The sequence below is a fragment of the Dyadobacter sp. CY347 genome (assembly GCF_021502655.1).
Taxonomy (GTDB): domain Bacteria; phylum Bacteroidota; class Bacteroidia; order Cytophagales; family Spirosomataceae; genus Dyadobacter.
Genome location: NZ_JAKFFT010000004.1, coordinates 594,756 through 615,445, shown reverse-complemented (window position 1 = coordinate 615,445; position 20,690 = coordinate 594,756). Strand labels below are relative to the sequence as shown.

Sequence of the window (20,690 nt, the reverse complement as noted above, 5' to 3'; positions counted from 1 at the left end):
TATAAGTGACTATTTGTTCACTTCCGATTTAGACTTTTCCGATACGCCTGGGTAAAGCACCGTATTTGGTATAAATCGAATGAATAGTTGGACAAATGTGCCTTTAAAAAACAATCAGCAGGGGATCCAAATGTTTACAAATAGGGGTTCATTTGTAAACTCAGACAGAAAATCACCCTATTTTTTCGCCTGTGAGTACATTTTGAGGGGTATATTTCAAATGGGCGATTGAGAAAGTAATGAGCAAGTGAATGCAGGGGATATGTTAGTATCAAAATGATCTTTTGTACTATTCCTGGCCGAGGTGCTCTTTGCGATAGGCTGTGGGAAGCATATTATACTCTTCTTTAAAGAGTTTTGCGAAGTATTTCGGGTTGTTGAAACCGATCTGATAGGCGATTTCGGAAATGGATAGCTGGCTTTTTTCCAGCAGGCTCGCCCCTCTGCGGATGCGGATAATGCGGATGAATTCAATGGGCGTCTTGCCTGTCAGAGAAAGGATTTTTTTATACAAATACATGCGGCTCATGGACATGGCATCGCTCAGTTCTTCTACGGTGAATTCCGCATTGGGCAGGTTGGCTTCCACCACTTTCACCGCGCTGTTTACAAATTCCTCGTCCAGCGAACGGATCGCCACTTCGCTCGGACGGATCTCCACGTGCTGCTGAAATTCCTGCTGCAACTGCTCGCGCTGGCGGATCAGGTTAGCGATCCTGACTTGCAGAATGTCCAGCCGGAAAGGCTTGGTCACATAGGCATCGGCGCCAGTCTGGTAACCCTGCAATTGCTGCTCTTCCTCCGCCCGGGCCGTGAGCAGCACTACCGGAATGTGTGAAATGCGCCGGTCGGTCTTAATGATGCGGCACAGCTCGATCCCGTCCATTTCGGGCATCATGACGTCGCTTACGATCAGGTCGGGGATTTGTTCCAAGGTAATTTCCAGTCCTATTTTCCCGTTGGCCGCTTCCAGGATGTCGTATTCTTTTTGAAATACTTCTTTTAAATACACCCTGAACTCATCATTGTCCTCCACGAGCAGCACGAGCGGCTTGTTTTTCACGGACTTTTCCGCAGGAAGCTCTATTTCAACGTCAGTTTGGATCGCTGTTAATGTTTCTGCCGCTGGCAATGCATGCATACGCGATGCGCTTTCCTGCAATGGTAACGTGACTGTAAATGTGCTCCCTCGTCCCACCGCGCTTTCCAGGTCAATGGTGCCGCCGTGCATCCTGACAAATTCCCAGGCAATCGCCAGCCCGATCCCGCTGCCCTGGTTCATCATATTGTCGGGCATCGGATGCTGGTAAAACCTTTCGAAAACCTTGGCCTGGGCATCAGGCGGAATCCCGATCCCGGAATCTGCCACACTGATCTCCAAAGCCTCGTTATCATCCTGATCCACAATGCGCAAAGTCACTGTAACGCGGCCATTTTCAGGCGTGAATTTGAATGCATTCGAAAGCAGGTTATACATGACTTTGGACAATTTATCCTGATCAAAATCGGCATAACGGGATGTCAATTCACTTTCAAACCGATAACGAATGTGCTTATGCTCAGACAGATCCGAGAATGTTTGTGCGATTTGCCGCAGAAAACGCACAATGTCACCACGCTCCGGCCGGAACTGCGTTTCCTCCACTTCCAGCTTTTTGAAATCGAGCATTTGGGTTACCAGATTAAAAAGCCGCTGCGCATTCCGGTGGACCAGCGACAATTGCCTGTGGACGGCATGATCCGAGCGAATGCTTTTCAACAAGTTTTCCAACGGAGTAAGCATCAGGGTAAGCGGCGTACGGAATTCGTGGCTTACATTGGTAAAAAAACGGATCTTCATCATATCCAGCTCGTGCAATTGCTGGGCATACTGTCGCTCCTGTTCGAGTTTGAAGTTCATGCGCTCCCGCTCGATCAGGATCCATCGCGCGACCATCAATGCGCCGGCCGCAACCAGGAAATACAACAGATAGGCCCAGGGCGTCCGCCAGAAAGGCGGCAGGATCACCACGCGCAGGCTACGCTCGGTTGACGCGCCGCCCTCTTTCATTCTTACTTTAAAAACATAAGTCCCCGGATCGAGGTTGGTGTAAGTTACCTTGCGCGTATTGTCGGCTTCAAACCACTGTTCGTTAAACCCTTCCAATGTATACTGGTAATGGTTTTTTTCGGGATGGAGAAAATTTAGCGCGGCGAATTCGATCGTGAACACGTTTTGGCTGTATTTCAGCACAATGCGGTCTGTAAGCGAAATGGATTTGGTTAGCACGGCTTCTCCATCGAAGCGTTCGCCAGGTTGAATGCTTTTATTGAAGATCTGAAAATCGGTAAGCATGACCGTTGTTGCGGTGCGCTCGTTTGTAATTTGTTTTGGGTCAAAAATGGAGAAACCGTTGGCCCCGCCAAAAACCATTTCGCCCGATTGAAGCCTTAGCGCTGCGTTTTCATTGAATCCCCTACCCTGCAAACCATCAACTTCATTAAATGTACGCACCTGCAATGTCAGAGGCAATCCACCGGAACGCCTGGAAATATTCACATTGACCAAGCCTTTGGGCGTACCAAGCCACAAGTTCTGCATTCCGTCGACGGCCACCGTCAGAACCGAATTATCCGGCAGGCCGTGACGCGTGTCATAGGCCACGAATGCATTTTTTCGCGCATCGTAGCGGTTCAGCCCTTCCGAAGTCCCGATCCAGATGTTTCCGAAATTATCCTCTGCGAGCGAAGTTACCGCATCGCTGCTCAGGCTTTTGGGATCCCCGGCTTTGTAGGCATAATGTATAAAACGCCCCGTTTGCCGCATTAAAACGTCGATCCCGTTTGCGGTTCCGATCCAAATATTGCCCTGCTTATCTTCCAGCATAGCCGAAATGTAATCCGAGCTGACGGAGTTGGGAGCCAGCCTCTGGTAATGCCGGAATGTCTTTTTGTTCCTGTCAAATAAATCGAGCCCATCGGCCAGCGTTCCTACCCAAAGGCGTTTTTGCGAATCTTCGAAAATTTCCCAGACGCGGTCGTCGATAAGGCTCGTGGAATCGGCCGGATCGTGCAGGTAACGTGTGAATGTTTTGCCATCAAAAGTGTTGAGCCCGCCGAAATAGGTTCCTATCCAAAGCACATTGCTTTTATCAAGACATAAGCTGACAATCACATTGTTACTCAAACTGGCGGGATCACCCGGGATGTTTTTGTACTGCCTGAAAGTGTTGTTTTTACGATCAAAATAAACTAGCCCTCCCCCGTTCATACCCAGCCAGAGATTTCCTTTTTTATCCTCCACAAACATATTCACATCGTCAAAAGGCAGGCTTCGCGGGTCGCCGGGAGCATGTTGAATAAGCGAAAATTTGAAAATATTCTTATGATAACTGCAAAATCCTTTCTTGAACGTCCCGGCCCAGATCATGCCCGTAGGGTCCTTATACAACGCCTGAATGCTGTTTTGGCTGATCGTTCTTGGATCTCCGGGGTTGAACAGCATCGTCGAAACCGTCCCGCGCTTTTTATCCACCACATTAATGCCGCCATGGTCTGTGCCCATCCAAACTCGGCCGTCCGGGCCGGTGACCATTGAGCTTACTGTATTATTGCTGAGACGGAAATCTGCGCCCGCGGTGTTGGCAATGCGTAATGTGTTGTTTTTGAAATCAAAATAAAAAGCGCCTAATGCAGCTTTCACGACATAAACCCAGGGTTCGCCATCATCATCCACGAACACCTTATGATTGGACAAATTACCAAGGTTCCTGTTCTGCAACATAGCACTTTGCACGTCCACAACGTACGTGTTCGCATGTACGCGCGCGAGGAAACCATCATCACACACCACCCAAAGATTGCCCTGCGCGTCCTCATCGAAGTCGGAAATCAGGCGCTTGGCGGGTTCGGATGAGTCTTCGGAAGGACTGAATTTGACCTTAACCAGCTTTTTAGAGCGCGTAATGAATTTCACCAATCCCAGCCGGTTGTGATTGATCCAGTAGTCGCCGGAGCGGGTTTTAAAAATGCGGCTGAAATTGGCATCGGGCAGTCCGAGCCTTTTGGCTGCTAAGTCTGCATTATGGTCAATGCGCTCGGAAATAGGGTCATATATGTCAAACCCCACTTGTGTACTGATCCAGATATAACCCTGCGGATCTTCAAATATGGCATTGATGCGGTGATTCGAAATGGTGGTGGAATCGCCTTGAATGTGCTTGAAAACACGAAATGCATATCCGTCGAAGCGGTTAAGGCCATTTGCCGTGCCGATCCATACAAACCCGCGGCTGTCTTTCAGGAAGCAGTTAACTTCATTGTGGGATAAACCGCGTTCGGTGTTGTAGCGTGCAAACTGGTATTCATTGGATTGAGCCATGCCTCTTTCCACCCCACCCAGCACGATGGCTATGACCCAACAAAAACACCAAAAGCAATTTCGCATCACGCAAAAAAACGAATCTTTTGCCTGAATTCTTACAAATTCTTCAATGCGAATGTACATGCGATCCAGGGCGCGCAAACAATGTTATTGCCACGCAACCATCACTATCAGATCTTCCTGCTAAAACTTAGCCCTACCCCAGCCTGATTGTTACCAGCCGGAAAGCCGTAAATGTTCCAGGATGTGCGTTTTTGCTCCATTTTTTTCTGCCTTAATAGATTCCAGCTGCTTAGTAGAATGGTAGTGGTGCCAATGCCTATATTGAACAACGAAAGGCGGCCCTGGCTGGTGAATTGAGGCGAATTGTCATATTTGGTCAAACGCCTTTCGCGAGAAAAACCAAAAGCACCCATCGTCACCTGGCTCGTTCCCGCCAGAAGCCCGAGGACCGGGGCCGTTTTTGAGTTACCACCCCTGGCGATATCTGCAACATTGATCACATTAAAAGTGGCATTTGCCCCCATCAAGACCGCTGAACTGATGGCATACATGGGCTTAACCCGGTTCGACGCTTGATCCGGATAGGGATAAGAGCCATAGGTAGGCTGAATCATCGCACATTCTTTCTTGGTCAACCCGCTCGAAGCTATCCAGCTATCAACTGATTCGCTATCCATATCCAGAATGTCGGCATACTGGTAATCCGCGTTAATAAACTCTGCTGTGCGCCTGCCCGCAGTCTGTTCAACCAGATAACCTACCGCGCAAATGTTCTGGTCTTTGTCTATGAAACAGGGTTTGCGCTGCCCTTGATAGTCGTAGTTTTTCGGATATTTCCCAGCTTGTGCATAGCTTCGGAGCAGGTTGAGCAGATGTGTCCGCCGGGATCTGTATTCATTGCTGAGGTGCGAAACATCCTTTTTTCGTAGAAGGCGCTCCACGTAAAGGAGGTGCGTTTTGATCCGAAGCTCATTATCTATGTCCTCATCAGGTTCAAATCCAAATTTCTCAACAAAACTGATGTTGCCGATGACCGGGTTTACCAAGTCTGGATTGTGATGGTTACAACCGGCGAAAATTGCCACAATAATCAAGCAAACTAATAGGGAAACAGCGCGCATAGGTCGTTGATGGTTAGGTAGATTGATATGTTAAATGTCCTTCTAGTTACTTAGAAACATCCTAATAAAAAATGGTTGGAAACAATTTTTCCGGATAGCGCGGGTTATGTAGAATTCGACGCAAAACGGCCACATTAAACCCGGTCAAATCACTTAAATCCGATTGATTTATTTCTTTTCAAACAACTTGATCGTATAGTCTAGCAGCGCAGTGTCGCCTGATTTTCCATGCCCCGGAATGACGACCTCGACGTCGGGATACCGCTGTTTCAACTTGGTAACCGTTGCGGGCCATGCGCTTTCGTTCGCGTCTTCCAGGTTCCCTTTTCCTGCCCCAACTTCCTTAATGAGGCATCCGCCAAACATTACTTTTTCGCTTGGGAAATAGCCTACAACATTGTCTTTCGTATGTCCTTCGCCAAAAAATTCAGTAACCACATCCCTGTTGCCGACTTTCAATGCAAGCTTGTTATCAAACCCTTTTTCAGGAGTCGGGAAATTTTTGAGCCTGGCTGAAACGATGGTCCTGTTCTCGGCGTAGGAAGGAATTCCGCGGCTGTGGAAAGCTTTGAGCCCGCCTACGCAATCTTCATGAAAATGGGTTGCAATGATGGCAACCACCTTACAATCAAGACTATCCTGAACCCAGCTGATGAGTTGCGATGATGTAGAATCATCAACCGGCGTATCAAAAATAATGGCTTCCCCTTTATCAAACACAACCATCCCGTTACAAGGCACTTTACCAAATGTCTCGCTCTGGAAGTAAGTAATGTGCCGGTAAACGTTTGGCTTTACCCGCTCGACGATAATGTCTTCTTTGGCAAAACTTTTGTCAGAGATCTTGGCAGATTTACAGCATGCAAGAAAAAATAGAAGGCTTAATAACAGGAGTTGTTTCATCGTTGCGCATCGTTGATTATGATTTAGTAAAACAAAATGAATTCATTTGTTTAAACAAATCTTACGCGACAATTCGCCCCGATCAACAACAAATATTATCTGGACGCAGCTGAATCGCGGTTTGCAGCTGCCGAACTGTCCCGCTCTTGCACGGCATTGCCTGCCTGTGAACTATCTGCGGGAGCCTTTTGCTTTGGACGTGTTGCAGTTCTGGTTTGCATCCTTCTTTCCCTTTCGCCAGCGCCTACACCACTCGTTTCCCAGCCGGTAAGCGGCGCTGGGCCTTCGGCCGGATCATACAGATCGGTTTTGATCTCCCTTTTAATGTAAATGCTGGAAGGGTTTGCCCGATGGGCCCTGATTGCGATCACATCGTTTTGTTTGTCGTGATTTAATATTAAAACACAAGCCCCCAGAAGCGATAGCGTCATGAAAAGGCCTAATAGCCGCCATTTAACATTCATAACTACAATGGATATACGTTCGTGGAGTTTTTTATTTCGTCACACAGATATTTATCACCCTTGATAACCGTGTTAATGCACGTGACGAGTTCGTTGGGATGATTGGTTTTCAGTAAATAGCCACTAACTCCCTCATTCAGCAGCGAATTGGCCAGCTCACGTTGTAATTTTCCTGCATACACTACAAATGACGATTCAGGATATTCATGCATAATGCGCTTTAATGCAACCTTATCTACGCTTTCCGCTTCCTCGGTCATGCCGATGATAATAATGTCAAACGTGTGCTGTTCCTCACATTTTTTAAATGATTGCAAACACGATGTTTGAAGCATTGTGAGGTTTTGGAAGTGTTCCCTGAGGAAGATACGCATGCCCGAACGAAGGACCGGGTGCTGGTCTATTAACGCAATTTTCATGGTGCAAAACTATTACGTATAGCTGTTAGCGACACAGGAGATAATTGAATTGATCACTAAAAAATGTTATTTGAGCATTAAAAAAATTAAATACCCCACCAAATTAATTCTATGACAATTTTTTCTAACTTGTTTGGTGAAAATGCCAGTTGTCATTCATACTTACGTTCCTCATGAGCATTCAGATTATTGTGGCTGAGGACCATCCTCTTATTTTGATGGGGATTCAGCATTTGTTGATGGAACATATGCCAGGGGCAGTGGTAACCGCAACAGGCGATTTCAATAAGGCGCTGGCTTTGCTGGAAAAACAGCCGTATAACTTGCTGATCATGGATATCAATTTACCCGGCGGGGATAAGGTTGGCATGATCAATTCTGTCCGGATGAAGCAGCCAAAAATTCCGATCCTGGTTTGTTCGAGTTATGACGAACAACTTTACGCGCTCCCGTTTTTGAAAGCCGGGGCCAACGGTTACATATCAAAAACGGCGCTTAATGAAGAATTCAAGCAGGCCATTGATACTGTGATCAGCGGAAAAATTTATGCAAGCCCTTCCGTTATGGAACAGGTTTTCGGACAACTTTTTAACAAGGGCAGCCAGGATTTAGTTACGGACAAGCTCACGGACAAAGAACTGGAAGTTGCCAAATTGTTATCCAAAGGACTGTCTACCAAAGCCATAAGCGAGCACATTCACTTGTCATCCTCTTCGGTAAGCAGTTATAAAGCCAAGATCTTCGAAAAACTGGGCGTAAGCAATGTCATCGAGCTTACGAGATATTTTGAATTGAACGGGTAACTTCCCGCACCGGCATTCTCTTAATTTGAAATGTGTTATTGACGCCCGAATGAGAATGTGTCAGGTCATCGTTTTATGGTGCTTTCTTTGCATGATGCTCGTTGCCTTTCATACAGAAGCGCAGCCGCAACCTGGAAATTCCTCGTATCTTCTGCAACATTTCACTGATGAAAACGGGCTTCCGCAAAACAGCGTCAAGGCGGTTATGGAAGACAAAAACGGCTTTTTCTGGCTCGCCACAGAAGTAGGCGTCGTTCGATTTGACGGGCAGAAATTTCTCACTTTCGACAAGTCCAATGTAGCTATTGCCAGCAACCGGATGCGTGGTTTCGTTCCTGCGCTTCCGAGTCCGCAGGCCGATCCTGCCTATGAATTTTACGGCCTCACCGAGGATAATCAATACATGGGCATTCAGGATAACGGTCTGGTGAAATCTGACACAGCATTTTATAAAAAATACACGCAGACGGACCCCTTCACGAGTAAGCTCATCCGGCATAACAGCATGCTCGGAAGCGTGCCGTCGCAATATCCGAACAGGCCCATGAGCGAGCATTACTTCATCGCTTCGGACAGCACGACTTTTTACATTTGGAGGCAAAATACCATTTCCGGCTATAAAAACGGAAAGCGAATCCACACATCCAGCGGCTCGTTTCGTGACTTTTTCCTGATCGGCCCACAACCATTTGCCATCGACGCATTGGGCAGGATTGTCAGAATAAGGAGCGGGAAAAATAATGAAGTGGTTTCAGTAATTGGTGACATTGTCCGTAATCCCCAGTTTATCAGGGATAAAAACAACTTTAAGCTGTACTGGAACAATGTCGCCAAAAGTGCTTTTCTGTATATCAATAATGCTTTCTACTCCCTCAACCTGTCTTCAAATGGTCGCTTGACTACAAAGCTGCTTTTAGAAAATTTTGATTTTGAAGATCTTGATATTGTTTCGGCACATTACAGCAAATCCACGGGCGCACTGCTGCTGGGCAGCACGACGAAGGGTTTATTTTTAATAAAAAACAAAAATTTCCAGACGCTAAAAATGGCTGGTAAGGACGCCGATAATGCTTACTATGCCCAAAAACCAGCCGGACAACATGCTGTAATTGCTGCCCAGGGTTATCTGCTGGGAAGGAATACACCGGGTTCGCCGTTTTTTGCAGGCAGGGTTTCTGCATTTATGGAAAAGTTTGCCTACAAATTTTCCATGCCTATGAACCCGGACAGTTCTTTCTGGTTTGGAATTAGTAATGAACTGTTTAAACTGGATAAAACGGCTAGAAAAGTGCTCTTGCGCCTAACATTCCAGGAGAAGTTTATGTCGCTCTTTATTGATAAACAACACAGGGTCTGGGTGGGTGGTGAAAAGAATACGTTGCACGAACTGGTAAGTTCCGGCGAAAGCCACCGCCTGAAATTGTTTTTGAAAGCAGATTTGGGAGGCGTTTCGATCATTGGCCAGGAATCAGCCGATGTTCTGCTTATAGGTGCTACAAAAGGTTTTTTCAGATACAATGTCCGCTCTCGAATGCTCCAAAAGCTGACCAATTTCAACAATATGGGCATCCGGAGTTTTTATACGACACAAGAAGGGACCTGGATCACGACTTATGGCAACGGCTTTTTTCTGTTGAAGAATGATAAATTGATCCACTTTCCGCTGGATAAGGACCGGTTTCTTGCCTTCGCGCATTGCATTAGTGAAGATGCTAATGGCTTTTTCTGGATTACTACAAACAGAGGTTTGTTTCAGGTCGCAAAACGGCAATTATTGGATTATGCCAGGAACAGCAACAATCTGGTTTACTATTTATATTACGACCGGAGCCAGGGTTTCGCTACAAATGAATTCAATGGCGGGTGTAATCCATGTTCCGTCAAACTGGCCGACGGCACATTATCACTTCCTTCAATGGATGGCCTGGTGTGGTTTGCTCCGAATAAAATGAAGCCTGAGCTGCCATCAAGAGGCATTTTTATCACTTCTGTCAATATGGATGGAAAGGATATGCCGGTGCAAGACACGCTTATTGTTCCCGACAATGCGGAACAACTCCGTCTGCAAGTTACAACGCCCTATGCGGGACATGTGAATAATATTCAAATGCATTATTCCTTGTCGGGGAAAAGAAGGAAGGAAAAGTGGTTCCCGGTTGATCCCGACTTTGTTATATCCATCCCAAAGATGTCTCACGGGCACTATAATCTTAAAATCAGGAAGGCAAATGGCTTTCTGACAAATGATTACATGTACAAGACGATTGTTTTACGCATTTTGCCTGCCTGGTATGAAACGTGGTGGTTCCGGGTGCTTTTGTCGCTGGTCATGCTGGGATTGTATTTCATGGCAGTGAAATGGCGGGCGGGTTATCTTGTAAAAAGGGAGCGGAAAGACAACCTCGTCCGGCATTATCGCGTCATTAGCCAGATTGTGGCCGCCGTTAATCACGATATCCAGACGCCTTTGCATTATATAGGTTATTCGCTGCGGCATATCAATGCTTATCTGCACAGGCAGGAAAACGGTAATCCGCTGATAACCAAGATGAGCGACGAAACGCTGAACACTTCCGAGCGCATCGGCACGCTGACTAAGAATTTGCTGGATTACATCAAGATTCAGAACAAAAACAGCTCGTCCCGCACACAAATGGCCCAGGTAGAGGTTCGGGAAATGGTCGACGGCATTTGCGCACTTTTTTCAGCTATCGCCAGTTCCAGGGGCGTGATTGTCAAAAATAATGTGGAGCCGGGGTTTCAGGTATGGAGCGATCCTAGTCTGCTATCGATAATCGTGCATAATTTATTGGACAATGCATTGAAAATCAGCGCTTCGGAAATTACGATTTCGTCAGGCATTCAGGATGGCAGGAAGCAAATCATCATTGAGGACAGCGGAACAGGCATGCCGGAAGATCTCATCAAATGGCTCAATAAATCCTATCGTTCCTACGAAGAATGGCTAAAAATTTCTCTATACCCCGAACAAAAAGGCATCGGACTCGTCATCGTAAAAGACCTGAGCGTCCTACTCCAAATCCGAATCACTGCATCCATCAATGCCAAAAACCACACCATTGTGCGGTTGGTTTTTGAATAGCAGAAAGGTTGAGCTTTAACGGAAAAATTAGCTTTCCCACCTCAAACCAACTTCTCAACCGTTATCGGTAACTCCCTAACCCGCTTTCCGGTGGCGTGGAAGACTGCGTTGGCGATGGCGGCGGCTACGCCTACGATGGCTATTTCACCGAGACCTTTTGAGCCGATGGGATTGACGACCATATCAGGCTTATCGATATAAATTACGTCGATTTGCGGAGTATCTATATGGACCGGAAGATGATAACTTGACAGATCATTGGTCACGTATCGGCCGTAACGGTGGTCCATAACAGCGGCTTCCATGAGCGCCATGCCAATACCACCTACGACGCCGCCAATCGATTGGCTCCGGGCGGTTTTATAATTGATGATCTTGCCAACATCCGCGCAAGTAACGACGCGCTTGACACGCACTTCAGCCGTTACCGGATTCACCAGCACTTCCACAAAATGACACCCGAAAGAATACATTGAGTACTGGTCTCGCTCCGGGCCGGATTTGGATTCTTCCATGACCTCGATCTGCGGCAAGTTGTGATATTTCAAAATGTCGGCATAGGAAACGGTTTTGAAACCAGCACCGGGCATTGCGGCGGCCAGTTCCGACAACTTCGTTTTCAGCGCTTCGCAGGCAACATGCACTGTGGAGCCGACGCTCGGAATCGTGGAAGAGCCATTTTGTCCAGGTGCATCCGGCAGGCTGGAATCGCCCAGGTCAAACCTGATTTGTTTAGGGCTGATGCCTAACACTTTGGCTGCAATGCTGGTCATGGCAGTCCCTGTTCCCGGGCCAATATCCATGGTTGCGCTTTGCACAATGACCGATCCGTTGGCAAGCATAATCGCTTTTGCCTTGCTTGGATGCCGGTGAAAACCATAGAGGCTTGAAGCCAGTCCATAGCCAACGAGCATTCCGTCTTTTTGCATAGCTCGCGTTTCTAATGGTCGATTTTTCCAACCAAACTTGTCTGCACCCAGCTCATAACATTCCCTGAGCCCCTTTGCAGACCACGGCAGATTTCGCTCCGGATCACTTTCGGCATAATTGCGCAAACGCATTTCGAGCGGATCTATTTTCAATGCATACGCCAGCTCGTCCAATGCTGATTCCAATGCGAACATTCCTGTTGCATCTCCCGGGCCACGCATCCATGTGGGCGTGTTCACGTCCAGTTTCAAAAGTCTGTATTTTGTAGACACATTCGGGCAGGCGTACATGGCGCGCGATGCGAGGATCGTTCTTTCCAAATGTTCTTCATAAGTGGAGGTCTGCCCTACTCCTTCATGCACAATAGCTGAAAGCAAACCCTGCTCATCGGCAGCCATAGCCACTTTTTGAACTGTATAAGGACGATAACCGACGGACGTAAACATTAATTCACGGGCTAAAACCAGCTTAACCGGCCGGTTCAATTTCCTGGCTGCCAGCACCGCTGCCAACGTATGCGGCCATACGCGGATGCCTGACCCAAAAGCCCCGCCAATAAATTGCGCATTGACTTTTACATTCTCCCGGGGCAGGTTGAATGCTTGCGCCAAATTCCCCTGCGCCGATTTAACCCCTTGATTTTTATCATAAACGGTCAACTTATCTTCCCCTTCCCAAACGGCAATGATCGCATGCGGCTCGATGGGTTGGTGGTGCTGTGTTGGGATCGTGTAAGTGGCCTCGATTTTTACCTTCGCATCATGAATGGCATCCGGATTTCCTCTCGAATAATCCTGGAAAGGTGAATTTTTATTTTTCTGAACACCCTCGGCCATGACAGCATTCTGAATATTTTCCTCAAAATTGGTCTGATGAACTTCCTTTTGATATTTGATTTTAACGAGTGAAGCCGCATGATTTGCCTGCTCCAAAGTCTGGGCGACGACCATAGCCACGGGCTGCCCGCTAAAATAGATCAGGTTATCAAAAAATACACGAAATGCTGTTCCGATAGGCGCTCTTTCTGACGGCTGTTTCACTTCACCATACCCGGGAACGCCAGGAGAATTCAAATGGCTGATCACCGCCAGGACGCCGCGCGCAGCTGCTGCTTTTTTTGAATCAATGCTTAAAATGCTTCCTTTCGCTATAATGCTGGTAATCAGGACAGCATAAGCCATATTTGGAAAGTCATAGTCCGCCGAATAAGTGGCAGCTCCCGTAACCTTCACCCGCCCATCCACGCGATCGAGTGACAGGTCCGGCTCAGAAGATTCAAAAAATGGCTTTATCACTTATGATATGGTTTTGGACCCGCATAGTCTTGTTCAACTGCTTATATAGTTCCAAAAAGCGCTTCCTGACCGGAAGTCTACCCATTTTCACGGCGCGTTGCCAGCACCTCGCGTATGGATGTCCAGCGGATGTCCGGGTAGCGGTCATTGTCCAGCGGATTTAGTTTTGGCTTGCCGCTCAACATGTTATGAAGATATTGCATGCCCTGCCAGGGCGGAAAGACTTCGTCATTATTCGGGGATAATGTGCGTGTAAGTTTGATCATTAAACCAAGAAAACCAAGGCTACCCGCACGCAATGTCCCGAACTTTTCACCCGTTGCTTCCGAAGCCGCGCGCTGAATATCCCGGATGGCAGCCACTTCTCCCGCGATCCGCAGATAACGCGGCGTGGCAGGATCCATTGCCGCAGCGGCAGTATAAGCAGCTGTGTCCCTTGTGGTTGTGAAATCCATTAGCTGGTCCGCGTCTCCCCAGTAGAGCACGCGTTTTATCTTAAACAAAACCACCGGCGCCTGACCAGTTAGCAGATCTGTAAACATTCCATTAAGAATAGATGTGGCGGCAATGGGCGCATCATTCAGCTTCCTGCCGAATTCCCGCCGAAGGTCCAGGTTGCGGTTACTGCCTTCAGGCAGCTTGGTGAAATCAATGCTGTAATCTGAGGGAATAAACCGCGGAACGCCTGCTTCAACAGCGGCATGTAACAAACGCGACTGCATGTCCACAATCACGTCCCTAAGACCTGACAATGCTGAAACTACGCAAGTTCCGCCGGAGCAGGCCGTTGTCAGCTCCGCAACATTTGCAAAATCCACTTCAATGATCTCCGCGCCCAGACGCCGAAGTTCCGAAACACGCGGGTTACCGCTGCCTTTTCTGACAAGCGCCTTGACAACGCCTCCTCGCTCGATGATGAAGCCTGCAATCAGAAAACCCAGTTCGCCAGTGGCACCAGCCAGAATGATTGTCCCGGGATCAGGCAACCTTGTTATGTCAGTCATTATTTTTTCAAAGATTTAATGAATAAGGTCACAGATTCAATGTCTGGTTCAGTCAGGATTCCGACGAACGAAGGCATTTCTTCATTATATCCTTTTACGATTTTAACTCCCGGTTTGAGAATGGATTCTTTTATATACTTTTCGTCCGCAACCGCGCTTGTCCCATCTTCAAAAATACGTTTGGAACCGTACAAATTCTGAAAGGGCGGGCCATACATTCCATCCGTTTTCAAACCTTCGGAATGGCAACCGGCGCAGGCCATTTTTTGAAATATTTCCCTTCCATGCGCTGCTGAAACCACAACCTTTTTTTCAGACTTTTCTGCAATCACCGGCTCTTTAACATCGAGAAGCGCAAGATCAACATTGCTGAAACTATTGGATTTCAGATCCATATCTTCCGCTTTGTTCACTGTAAACCAAAAGCTGTCGTTCATCTTTTTACCATCTGCCGCAGTCAGTTTATAAGAAACTTCCATTTGCATGACCTCGGCCATTCCCGGAACCAGGAGCAAAATTCTCTTACGGTCTGCCGACAAGTAGGCAGCTGCTGCAGACAACGTTTCTTCCCCGGACGTTCCATCCATTTTGAAATGACCGGATCCATATTCTTCGGTGCGCTGATAATTCCATCTTTTCACTGCAAAATTAGCCGCATCAGCAGCGGATTTTGGATCTAATTCTGCGTCAAAACCAATGATAACACCCTGTTTTCCAGCTTTAAACTGATTGGGAAGATAACTTGGCTTACCGGTGTAGCGGAGGCGCAGCAATGCACTGATTCCCGTTGAAGTTGAACCCCACAAATTAAATCCCGCCACATAAAGCTGCCCGTCAACCGGATGGACAATGCCTTTGGAAGTCGGCGCAGGGTAATTCGCATGAATAACCGAAACCCCACCCTGAAATACGCTGGAAGAACTATCAATCAGAACACGGAACAAACCCGGCCGGCCAAATGAGAAATGGATCAAACTGCCACTCAGCGGGCCCATTTTATTGCCGGTAATCCATGCCTGGCTAATGCTCGAACGGTCTACTCTATGCGGGATCCAGGTCAGCGGAGGCGCTATTTCCGGATTGTCGGAACGGTGCGCAGTCGGTTGAACGCCATAATAATCCCCTTTTTTGATTAAATAAATGGGGGTTGAAGGGACAAAGTTCCCTTGCTGATCGGAAGCGGTAAGAGTGCCCTTTTCAGGATGGATACCAAGATAAGGCCCCCGCAAACCTGTCGCAATAACCTCTGATTTCAATCCATCTCGGCTTATTTTTAGTATTGTACCATTTTGCGATGAACCTGATCTGAAACCCTTTCCGGTTTTGGAAGTCATTCCCGGCCCATTATCCAGACTTCCGCCTTTTGCAATGTAGAAACTTCCATCCGGAGCTGTCACCATATCCCCGGCCCATTCCCTCGATTCCGGCGATTGCTTCATAACATTTGAGAAATTCTCATAGAAATCAGCAACGCCATCCTTATTAATATCGTGCAATTTCACAATGCCTTCCCTTCCGAATATGTAAACCTGCTCATCAACGATCTCAATGCTCATCGGCTCGTGAAAACCCGACGCAAATCGGGTCCATTTCAGGTTTGGAAGATTTTTATCAATTCCCTCGATCATCCAAACGTCGCCCTCAAACGTCACTACGCTTGCACGCCCATCTTTGAAAAACCCAACATCCGCTACACGCACATTGCGCTTCCAGGGATTTGGCAATGGTAAGGTTAGTTGATCCGTGACGAATGCCGCAGTGTCCGGCGAGAGTTGACCTTTGGTAACGACAGTTTCTTTCCATAATGCCGGCCCTCCTTTTTTGTAATCAGGAATCGCAACTTTGCCTTTTTTACAATAATTTTCAAATGCCTTTCTAAGCCTGGCCGGCCCTTTCCAGATCACAACTGTCTCGTTAATAACCTTTTGAGAAGCGGGAACTTTAACTGTCAGGAATTGATCACCGGTAATTTGAGGCTGCAATGAACCTCCCTTACCCAAAATTCCAACCGCTGTTACCGTATCCTTGTTCGCACCGTGATATAGGTAAGCGATTTTGCCTTTCACCTCCGAACCTGTTGCATTGCGGACTTCTGCTGCTGTCAGGAAGATTTCTTTTGCATTTTTATCAATTTGAAACGCTCTTGTAAAAGCCGTTTGATCTTCAAATTTTGTGCTACCAGGTAACTCAGCAACCTCCGCATTACCCACGGAATAAGTGAGAACAGCTTGATTTCCATATACATAAACGCCTTTCCATCGCCCTTGCTCAGCTGGCATAGGCGCCCAGGTGGGCTGCTTTATTTCATTAATTTTTGCTAAATCTCCTGAAAACGGCTTTTCCAACGTCCAGCCTGGATAAAGCCCTGTCGCCATTTTCGCATCTCCCGTGAGCGCAGCGATTTTGTTATTTTTATTAAAAAAGTCTTTGTACGAGATCTGCGCCATCAAAACCATTGGCAAATACTTCCCTGTCCACGCCACCGACCAGCGTAAAAGATCGGTGTCAAAACAGGCATAAGTGTCATTACCGAGCTGCAAAGCTAATGTCCGCGCCGCCATATTGTCCTGCGGATAAGCCGGCCCAAGCTTGCGCGCATCCACAGATGTGGAAATGTATGGAAAACCCGATTCGATAAACGAACCCAGGTCCAGTGAATCTTTGTCGTTGGCAACAACCGTTTTGTTATCCGTGTAGCCAGTCAGAAAAATGGATCCCAACGTCAAAATACACATCCAGACAGCTCCAAAGTGTTTACGGCAATATTTCAAAATAAGCATGGTAAATGGCATGGTAAAAAGAACATGATCAAAAGCCTGGTGTAGTTAAAAAGTTACTTGAAAAAGTATTTGAAAAACGGAAAGAGCAGCGGCGCACTTCTGGAAACAGGACGCAAAAAACGAGGTCAAAACCTGACCGATTTACCTTAAAATAACTGAAACCGTCTCCTGGCTCATTGGATTGCCAAATAATTCAGAATCTCCGCAATTTTTATCAGACGCATTAAGGAAACGCGCCATTTCAACTTTGTAAACCTTACTATGTTATGAAGAAAATTGTTTTACTTTTTTCCCTACTCTGGTTCCAGCAAAAACTCTTCGCTCAAACCAACGAAAGTGTCGGAATCAACACATACACCCCAGATCCCAGCGCGGCGCTGGATGTTCAGGCTACGAACAAGGGGGTGCTGCTGCCGAGGGTCTTTTTGCAAACTATGGCAGATAAACTGACCATACCTAATCCCGAAAAAGGCTTGCTCCTTTTTAATACAAATCCAGGATTAGCAAAAGGTGCCGGTTTTTATTTTAATGCAGGATCTGACGCAAATCCCTTTTGGCAAAATGTTGATTCAGATTTGACGCTACCTTATAGCCAGACATATGGAAGCTCGAAACCGCTATTCGTGGTAAGTAATAATGCAACAACGGTAAGTGCGACGGCTATATGGGGCTATTCTGATTATGGACAAGCCATGAAGGGTTTTTCTACCATTGGAACGGGGATTTGGGGGTTTAGCAATGATATCGGAACGGGGGTTGTGGCCTCATCCCTTACCGGTCTGGCCATGCAAGTTGATGGTAGGATCAAAATTTCGGGAGCTAATGTAGACCCCGAAAACGGCAGGGTTCTTACTGCTCTGGATGCAGTCGGCAATGCTCACTGGGCTACGCCTATCAACGAGTTCGACAATATTTTCAACGGGTTTCATTCTAGTGGAGTTCTGCAAGGTGGTAATCAGAATATGTCTGAAAGCGCATTTGTAAAAATCGCTTTCGCGAAACAGAACTATGACATCGGTACGAATTACAATGATGCAAACATGGCACCGCACAGCTCATTTATTGCACCTAAACACGGGATTTACCATTTTGATGTAATGACAAGATGGGAAAAGGCAGACACAGAAGTTTTTTTCGGGCCAACACTTAAGTTAGTCAGGATCAGGGGCGGCGTAACGACTGAGCTTTCTGAAAACCGTGCCCGGGCAACCAATGGTTCTCACACTTCACATATAGCAATCGATTGTGAATTACAGCAGGGCGATGTAATCAATGTAATTGCGAGGGCTTATGCACCGCAGGTTGCACTTAGCGTCGAGGATAGAGACGCAAATTTCACCGGACACCTTGCTATCGAACTTTAATCATTCAATCTAACACAATTAACTATGAAAACTATTCTCTCGTCCCTATTGGTAACGTTGTTGCTTTGGCACCATGGATTTTCCCAAAGTGTTGGAATAAACACAAATTCTCCAAATCAAAGCGCAATATTAGATATTCAAAGTACAAATAGAGGAGTTTTGCTACCAAAAATTGCGCTGCAATCGACATCAGATAAGAGTACAGTCCCTAGTCCCGCGAACGCTTTACTGCTCTATAACACAAATACCCAAGTTGGTCCTGAGGGATTCTACTTCAATGCAGGAGATCAAAATAATGCCATCTGGAAAATGATCGGAGCAAGGTTAAATGTACCTTTTAATCAAGTTGGAAGCAGTAATGGTGCCCTATTCTTTATTAATAACTCTGATAACTCTCCAAATTCTATTGCTATTTCAGGACAATCCGAAGTTATAGGTGTAAGGGGCGCTTCCGACGCTGGAATTGGTGTTTTCGGAACCAGTACCAGCGGTATCGGCGTGCTAGCAAAGAGCGCTCTTGGATTAGCTCTACACGTTAACGGAAAGCTCAAAATAGCAGGAAGTGGACAATCTCCCGCGGAAGGGAAAATACTTACTTCTGACGCAGAAGGCAATGCTACCTGGCAAGCTCCTGCTGTGAATATTATAGCCTTTTCTGAATTGGGCATCAGTGGTGGAGGTAATATAAATTCAGGAGGAGGCCTGGATTTTGTCACGGTTAATTTCGGAAATATCGCTTACAATCACGGTGGAGATTACAACCCTTTCGCCGACAGCTTTGTTGTACCATTTAACGGGATTTATCACTTTGACGCGATGGTTGAATGGACTCACGGAGATGCCAATCTCGAATTTAGTCCTTCTTTGCAGTTGGTGAGATTCAGAGGAAACGACCTAACAGAACTTGCTTTAGACTTCAAATACAAGGTAAGTTCAAAGTACACCTCAATAATATCAATCGATTGCCAATTGCAGCAAGGTGACGTTGTATTTGTCAGAGGCAAATCAGGAGTGAACGGCATCGCGCTCGAAACTTCCAATTCTACTGCCCATTTTAATGGAAGATTATTGCAGAAACTTTAATGCTCTCACAATTATAAATTTTCACTTTATTTAAGATTACCCATTTATGAAAACAAAACATACCTTAATAGCACTACTAGGCTTCACAGCCGCTTTTGCTGATGCACAGGCGCAATTGAAAACTGGCGCGAACAGCTTTTTTATATCGCCGGGAACAACCGTGACGGTAAGTTCTTTGTCTTTGACGCCAACCGAGGCTACGAATTTGAACAACAATGAAATAACGCATTCGGATGTCGCCATTGCAGGTAAGCCTACCGGCAGCATTAATCGCGTTTACAATTTGGCAAACCCACTTTCTTTTAAAGGTAAAGTGCTGATTACATACCTTGAATCTGAATTGAATGGTAACAATGAGAATGTGCTGCAAATTGCTCACGCAGGACCAGATCATATTTACACGATCCCCACGAACAAAAGCACACCGGATCCAATATTGAACAATGTTTCAGAATCAGGAGATTGGACGAACGTCAGCATAGTCACAGCGACAGAATCAGGCAGCGCGTTACCGGTCACACTGGTAGATTTCGTTGCTGCGCAGCAAGAAAATAATGTCGTGCTGACTTGGAGTACGTCCTTTGAGGCCAATAGTGATTTTTTTGAAATACAGCATAGTACGGATGCAAAGAACTGGATCGCATTGGGAGAAGTGAAATCAAATGGAGAGAGCAAAGTTGAACGTACCTACTCCTACGTACATGAGCGACCGTTAGCAGCTGAACATTACTATCGGTTACGAATGGTTGACAATGATGGAAAATTTGCATTCAGCCGGATCAGGAACATTCGGGTGGCAAACGACCTGGCTATTTCATTTCATCCAAATCCAGTAGTAGATTGGCTTACCATTGAAATGCCCAATGCACAGCAACCGGACCATGTAAAAATTGTCAGCAAATCGGGTCGTGTAGTGTACGAAGCGAATAAGAATGAGCTACAAAAGCTGCCGGATGGTGCCATTAATGTCAAACAGCTTACAACAGGCATTTATGTAATACAGGTTCGGGAGCAGGATGGAACATTGCATTCATCCAAATTGATTAAGAACTGAG

13 protein-coding genes are annotated in these 20,690 nt (G+C 46.5%); 5 read left to right on the top strand and 8 right to left on the bottom strand.

Annotated elements, in window-relative coordinates; translation table 11 throughout:
- Positions 1-289: 289 nt before the first annotated feature.
- The 5 genes from L0659_RS10705 to L0659_RS10685 all read right to left on the bottom strand — a co-directional run bounded on the left by L0659_RS10705 (position 290) and on the right by L0659_RS10685 (position 7,273).
- Positions 290-4,486 carry a two-component regulator propeller domain-containing protein gene (locus L0659_RS10705; protein ID WP_235125959.1) on the bottom strand — a complete coding sequence of 1,399 codons (4,197 nt, stop codon included), beginning with the start codon at positions 4,484-4,486 and terminating at the stop codon, positions 290-292.
- A 47-nt stretch (positions 4,487-4,533) separates the two neighbouring features.
- Positions 4,534-5,487, bottom strand: coding sequence for a hypothetical protein (locus tag L0659_RS10700; protein WP_235125958.1), 954 nt, complete (start codon positions 5,485-5,487; stop codon positions 4,534-4,536).
- 168 nt (positions 5,488-5,655) lie between these two features.
- The gene (gene bla, locus L0659_RS10695) at positions 5,656-6,390 is read right to left on the bottom strand and encodes a subclass B1 metallo-beta-lactamase (protein WP_235125957.1); all 735 of its coding nucleotides are present in this window, start codon (positions 6,388-6,390) and stop codon (positions 5,656-5,658) included.
- Between the two features lie 95 nt (positions 6,391-6,485).
- Positions 6,486-6,854 carry a hypothetical protein gene (locus L0659_RS10690; protein ID WP_235125956.1) on the bottom strand — a complete coding sequence of 123 codons (369 nt, stop codon included), beginning with the start codon at positions 6,852-6,854 and terminating at the stop codon, positions 6,486-6,488.
- Positions 6,855-6,856: 2 nt separating this feature from the next.
- Positions 6,857-7,273, bottom strand: coding sequence for a hypothetical protein (locus tag L0659_RS10685; protein WP_235125955.1), 417 nt, complete (start codon positions 7,271-7,273; stop codon positions 6,857-6,859).
- Positions 7,274-7,446: 173 nt separating this feature from the next.
- Here L0659_RS10685 and L0659_RS10680 point away from each other — a divergent pair, with 173 nt between their 5' ends.
- Positions 7,447-8,076 carry a response regulator transcription factor gene (locus L0659_RS10680; RefSeq protein WP_235125954.1) on the top strand — a complete coding sequence of 210 codons (630 nt, stop codon included), beginning with the start codon at positions 7,447-7,449 and terminating at the stop codon, positions 8,074-8,076.
- Positions 8,077-8,167: 91 nt separating this feature from the next.
- A complete protein-coding gene (locus L0659_RS10675; protein WP_235125953.1) occupies positions 8,168-11,179 on the top strand; it encodes a HAMP domain-containing sensor histidine kinase in 3,012 nt (1,003 codons plus the stop codon).
- Between the two features lie 41 nt (positions 11,180-11,220).
- On the opposite strand, the gene L0659_RS10670 is transcribed toward L0659_RS10675, so the two are convergent.
- The 3 genes from L0659_RS10670 to L0659_RS10660 form a co-directional block, all read right to left on the bottom strand.
- Positions 11,221-13,404: a xanthine dehydrogenase family protein molybdopterin-binding subunit gene (locus L0659_RS10670; RefSeq protein WP_235125952.1), complete on the bottom strand. Its 2,184-nt coding sequence runs from the start codon at positions 13,402-13,404 to the stop codon at positions 11,221-11,223.
- Positions 13,405-13,481: 77 nt separating this feature from the next.
- Positions 13,482-14,408: an NmrA family NAD(P)-binding protein gene (locus L0659_RS10665; protein ID WP_235125951.1), complete on the bottom strand. Its 927-nt coding sequence runs from the start codon at positions 14,406-14,408 to the stop codon at positions 13,482-13,484.
- A complete protein-coding gene (locus L0659_RS10660; RefSeq protein WP_235125950.1) occupies positions 14,408-17,179 on the bottom strand; it encodes a DUF6797 domain-containing protein in 2,772 nt (923 codons plus the stop codon). The genes L0659_RS10665 and L0659_RS10660 overlap by 1 nt, the downstream gene beginning before the upstream one ends.
- A gap of 275 nt (positions 17,180-17,454) precedes the next feature.
- Here L0659_RS10660 and L0659_RS10655 point away from each other — a divergent pair, with 275 nt between their 5' ends.
- The 3 genes from L0659_RS10655 to L0659_RS10645 are packed head-to-tail and all read left to right on the top strand — an operon-like array spanning position 17,455 to position 20,689.
- Positions 17,455-18,552 (top strand): hypothetical protein, encoded by a 1,098-nt coding sequence (locus L0659_RS10655; protein ID WP_235125949.1) that lies wholly within the window; start codon positions 17,455-17,457, stop codon positions 18,550-18,552.
- Between the two features lie 24 nt (positions 18,553-18,576).
- Positions 18,577-19,635 carry a C1q-like domain-containing protein gene (locus L0659_RS10650; RefSeq protein WP_235125948.1) on the top strand — a complete coding sequence of 353 codons (1,059 nt, stop codon included), beginning with the start codon at positions 18,577-18,579 and terminating at the stop codon, positions 19,633-19,635.
- 46 nt (positions 19,636-19,681) lie between these two features.
- On the top strand, positions 19,682-20,689 hold the full coding sequence (locus L0659_RS10645) for a T9SS type A sorting domain-containing protein (protein ID WP_235125947.1): 1,008 nt from the start codon (positions 19,682-19,684) through the stop codon (positions 20,687-20,689).
- The last annotated feature ends 1 nt before the right edge of the window (position 20,690 follow it).